We start from the raw sequence: 4,806 nt of genomic DNA on the forward strand, positions 1-4,806 counted from the left end.
TGTGCGTGCCGCCGTCGCGCTGCGGGATGTTGTTGGTGAAGGCGAGGACGTTCTCATAGTAGCTGTCGTTCCACTCCAGCGCGACGTCGATGCCGATCTGGTCGCGCTGACCGGAGATGGCGATCGGCTCGGGGAACAGCGCGGTCTTGGAGCGATCGAGCCACTTCACGAACGCCGCGATGCCGCCCTCGTAGAACAGCTCGATCGTCCTGGGCTCGTCGTGGCGCGCATCGGTGAGGAACAGCCGCACGCCCGAATTGAGGAAGGCGAGCTCGCGGTAGCGGTGCTCCAGCTTCTCGAAATCGAACTCGATGATCTTGAAGGTGGCGGGCGAGGGCAGGAAGGTGACGCGCGTGCCCTTCTTCCCGATCGCCTCGCCGACCCGCGCCAGCGGCGCGACCGCGTCGCCATGGGCGAAGCGCATGAAATGCTCCTCGCCGTCGCGCCAGATGGTGAGGTCCAGCCATTCGCTGAGCGCATTGACGACGGATACGCCGACGCCGTGCAGGCCGCCCGAGACCTTGTAGGCGTTGTCGTCCGACGTGTTCTCGAACTTGCCGCCCGCGTGCAGCTGGGTCATGATGACCTCCGCCGCGGAGACGCCCTCTTCGGGGTGGATGCCGGTCGGGATGCCGCGGCCGTTGTCGGTGACGCTGACCGAGCCGTCCGCGTTCAGCTGGATGTCGATGCGGTCGCAATGGCCGGCAAGCGCCTCGTCGATGGCGTTGTCGCTGACCTCGAACACCATGTGATGCAGGCCCGAGCCGTCGTCGGTGTCGCCGATATACATGCCCGGGCGCTTGCGCACCGCGTCCAGGCCCTTCAGCACCTTGATCGAGGACGCGCCATATTCGTTGGCGTTGGGGTTCTCGACGGAGTCCTGGGGGGCATCGCTCATGGCCAGGGTATAGGGAGTCGGGAGCGGTTTCGGAAGCGAAATGGCCCGAATCTGCGAGTCTCAGCGCGGCAGGGCGACGCGCGTGCCCGCGCCGGCGTCGGCGAACAGGCCGGCGTCGGTTCCCGTCATCCACACCTGCCCGCCCCCGCCGAGCCGGGCGAACAGGGCGGCGCGGCGGGTGGCGTCCAGATGCGCGGCGACCTCGTCCAGCAGCAGCACGGGCGCGCGGCCGACGCGTTCGGCGACCAGCTCGGCATGGGCGAGGACGATGGTGAGGAGCAGCGCCTTCTGCTCGCCGGTGGAGGCGAGCGCGGCGGCCTGGTCCTTGTCGACATGGCTGACGCGCAGGTCCGCGCGGTGCGGGCCGGCGAGCGCGCGGCCGGCGGCGGCGTCGCGGGCACGACCGCCGCGGAGCTCGGCAGCGAGCTGCGCGGCGTCGCCGGTCCAGCCGTCGAGCGCGAGGGCGGCGCGCGCAAAGGGACCGGTGGGCTGGGCGGCGAGGCGCGCGGCCAGCAGCACCACCGTGTCGCGTCGGGCGGCATCGATCGCGGCGCCATGCTCGGCCAGCTGCGCCTCGAGCGCATCGAGCCAGACGGGATCGGGCGCGGCGGCCTCGGCGAGCAGGCGGTTGCGCGCGCGCATCGCCGCCTCGTAGCGCTGCGCATGATGTGCATGACCGGGCGCGAGCGCGAGCGCGAGGCGATCGAGGAAGCGTCGCCTGCCGCCCGCCGTCTCGACGAACAGGCGGTCCATCGCCGGGGTGAGCCACAGCACCGTCAGCCGCTCGGCAAGCGCGGTGGTCGCGGCCGGCGCGCCCTGGATGCGGAGCACGCGGCGCTCGGGCGCGGCGGCGAGGGCGCCGGTGGCGATCTCGACACCGTCCCCCAGCATCGCGGCCACGCCGAACCCGCCCGGCCCGCCCTGCCGCGCCATCTGCCCGAGCGGCGCGCGGCGCAGGCCGCGGCCCGGCGCGAGCAGTGACACCGCCTCCAGCACGTTCGTCTTGCCCGCGCCGTTCTCGCCGGTGAGGATGACGAAGCCCGGCCCCGGCGCGAGGCCGAACGCGGCATGGTTGCGGAAATCGGTGAGGACCAGGCGGGTCAGCATGGTGGCGAGCTTAGGAGATTTCGCGCCACTGCGTCATGCCGGCCTGGTGCCGGCATCCACGCCAGGTCCGTCCCGGCGTTTCGCGCTAGCTCCCAGCGGCAGGGCCAGCTCTGGAGTGGACCCCGGCACAAGGCCGGGCTGACGTCAGGCCGCCAGCTTCTCCGGCGCAGGCGCGGGCTTCTGCTCCTTCTGCGCGCTGAGATACGATGCCATCGCCGGCCCGAGCTCGCGCTGCGCCTTGCGGTAGAGCACCGGCTCCGGGATGTTCAGCCGCCGCCGCGCCGCGTCGATCGGCTCGTGCATCAGCGCCTCATAGTCCTCGCCGGCGAGCCACTTCGCCTTGCGGCCGTGGCGATACCCCTCCCACACCGCCTTGGCGAACAGGCGATTGCCGGTGACCTTGAGGCTCTTGAGCGATGCCGCACCGGCAATGAACGCCCAGCCGAGCCCGCCGACCTGCGCATAGGAGAAGGCGACCAGCGCCGCCTCGCCCAGGCTCTCGTCGGCCTGGTAGCCGGTCAGCACATGCCAGATGTCGTGCAGGTCGCGGGTGCGGCGACCGAACCAGGCATAGGGGTGCCGCACGTCCTCCTCGTTGTTGATGCGGCTGACCTCGACCAGCCCGTCGGCCGAATAGCCGGTGGCGTCGAGGAAATGGCGATAGGCGGCGCCGACGGTGCCGGGCGCGAAGCTCGTCAGCCAGGCGCGGTCGGTGAACCGCTGCGCCAGTTCGACCTGCTCGGTGGCGAGCCGGCCGCCCTCGCTGGTCGCGATCAGCCGCGCATAGCCGGCCGGCCCCGAGCCGACGTTGAGGGCGCGCATGATGCGGAACACCTGCGTGGTGTCGTCGCCGTTCGCCAGCAGCTTGCGGATGGCGTCGAACGCGGTCCGCCAGTCGCGGCGGCCGGTCGTGCCGGGGAAAGGGGGTAGCGTGGCGGCCATCGCGGCAATGCTCCTTACTGACAAGGGTGTTAATAGCAACGGCGAAGATCAGCTGTCAAGCATCGCCGGCCAGCAGCTTTTCGCTGATCCCTCGTCGCGCGGCCTCGTCGTCGAGGTCGCGATCGAGGGTGGCGAGCGTGCAGTGGTGATCGAGCGCCACCGCGAGGTGCACCGCGTCGCCCGCGCGCAGGCGCGAACCGGCCTCGAGCACGTAGCCCGCAGCAGCCTCGAAATGCCGCTGTTCCAGTCGGAGCGGTTCGAAGGACGATAGCAATACGGCCCAGGTGCGCAGCACCCGCGCCTTCGCCGCGTCGTCAAGATCGCGCCGTCGCGCGCGCAGGGCGATGGCGATGGCGAACTCGGTCTGAACCCAGGCACTGATCGCCAGCCCGTCGGCGGAATGATCCGCAAGCCAGATCTGCGACGCGTGGCTGCGCGGTTCGCTGAACAGCAGGGCGGAAACGAGCAGCGACGTGTCGCAGTAGATCATCAGTAACGCGCCGCGTCGCGCAGTTCCCGGATCAGTTCTTGCGCGGTCTGCCGCTGCGGCGGCAGGCTGTCCGTCAGCGCGCGGAGTTGGGCCAGGTCGATCGGCGGCCGCGGCGCAATGGCGGGCATTAGCCTGGCCACCGGCCTTCCCCGTCGGGTGATCTCCACCGTTTCGCCCGCCTCGGCACGCCCGATCAGCTCGCTGAACTGTGCCTTCGCCTCGGCGATATTGTAGCTCATAGCGGGCTCCTGACCAACAACCTGACCTGCTTAGCGCGGTCACCGGTCGGGCACAACTACACCCGCATCGGCATCAGCACGTACAGCGCCGCCGCCTTGTCGTTCTCGCGGATCAGCGTCGGGGCGGCAGCGTCGGCGAGGTGGACCTCCACCGTGTCGCCGTCGATCTGGCCGAGAATGTCGAGCAGGTAGCGGCTGTTGAAGCCGATCTCGAACCCCTGGGCGGCATATTCGCCGGGCACCTCCTCCGCCGCCGTGCCGTTCTCCGGGCTGGTCACCGACAGCGTGATGCGGTCGCGGTCGAGCGCCATCTTGACCGCGCGGGTCTTCTCGCTGGCGATGGTGGAGACGCGGTCGACGCCCTCCTCGAAGCCGCGCGGATCGATCTTCAGGATCTTGTCGTTGCCGGTCGGGATCACGCGCGAATAGTCGGGGAAGGTGCCGTCGATCAGCTTGGAGGTGAGGATCGCCTGGCCGAGATCGAAGCGCACCTTGCTCGCCGACAGCGACACGCCGACCGAGCCGTCGATCTCGTCGAGCAGCTTGCGCAGTTCCGCCACGCATTTGCGCGGTACGATCACGTCCGGCATCCCCGCCGCGCCGTCGGGCAGCTCGACCGTGACGCGGGCGAGCCGATGGCCGTCGGTGGCCGCCGCCTTCAGCACCCGCCTGCCGCCGTCCTCGCTGGCATGAAGGAAGATGCCGTTGAGGTAATAACGCGTCTCCTCGGTGGAGATGGCGAAGCGGGTCTTGTCGATGATCTGCTTGAGCGCTTCGGCGGGCAGCTCGAACCGGGTCGGCAGCTCGCCCTCGGCGATGACGGGAAAGTCGTCGCGCGGCAGCGTCGGCAAGGACGAATTAAAGCGGCCCGCGCGGATCGCCATCCGGCCCTCGGCCGCCGCCAGCGACACCTGGCTGCCCTCGGGCAGCTTGCGCGCGATGTCGAACAGCGTGTGCGCGGAGACCGTGGTGGCGCCGGCCTGGTCGACCGCGGCCGCGATCTGGTCGTTGATCTGGAGGTCGAGGTCGGTCGCCATCAGGCGCAGCGCGCCCTCGGCGGTCGCCTCCAGCAGCACGTTGGACAGGATCGGGATGGTGTTGCGCCGCTCCACCACCGACTGGACGTGGCT

6 protein-coding genes are annotated in these 4,806 nt (G+C 70.2%); all 6 read right to left on the reverse strand.

The annotated features are described in order from the left end of the window. Positions 1–898, reverse strand: an 898-nt coding sequence (locus tag ACFE64_RS15020; RefSeq protein ID WP_375393264.1) for an ATP-binding protein, incomplete at its 3' end; no start/stop codon positions are given. Positions 899–958: 60 nt separating this feature from the next. Then, positions 959–2,005 carry a DNA replication/repair protein RecF gene (gene recF / locus ACFE64_RS15025; protein ID WP_375393265.1) on the reverse strand — a complete coding sequence of 349 codons (1,047 nt, stop codon included), beginning with the start codon at positions 2,003–2,005 and terminating at the stop codon, positions 959–961. Between the two features lie 144 nt (positions 2,006–2,149). Then, entirely contained in the window at positions 2,150–2,947 is a 798-nt protein-coding gene (locus ACFE64_RS15030; protein WP_375393266.1) for a Coq4 family protein, read from the reverse strand. A 55-nt stretch (positions 2,948–3,002) separates the two neighbouring features. Next, entirely contained in the window at positions 3,003–3,437 is a 435-nt protein-coding gene (locus ACFE64_RS15035) for a type II toxin-antitoxin system VapC family toxin (RefSeq protein ID WP_375393267.1), read from the reverse strand. Then, positions 3,437–3,676, reverse strand: a complete 240-nt coding sequence (locus ACFE64_RS15040) for a type II toxin-antitoxin system Phd/YefM family antitoxin (RefSeq protein ID WP_375393268.1) — start codon at positions 3,674–3,676, stop codon at positions 3,437–3,439. The genes ACFE64_RS15035 and ACFE64_RS15040 overlap by 1 nt, the downstream gene beginning before the upstream one ends. Before the next feature lie 56 nt (positions 3,677–3,732). Further along, positions 3,733–4,806: DNA polymerase III subunit beta (gene dnaN / locus ACFE64_RS15045; RefSeq protein WP_375393269.1), on the reverse strand; the 1,074-nt coding region annotated here is incomplete at its 5' end.

The sequence above is a fragment of the uncultured Sphingomonas sp. genome (genome assembly GCF_964250165.1).
Lineage (GTDB): Bacteria > Pseudomonadota > Alphaproteobacteria > Sphingomonadales > Sphingomonadaceae > Sphingomonas.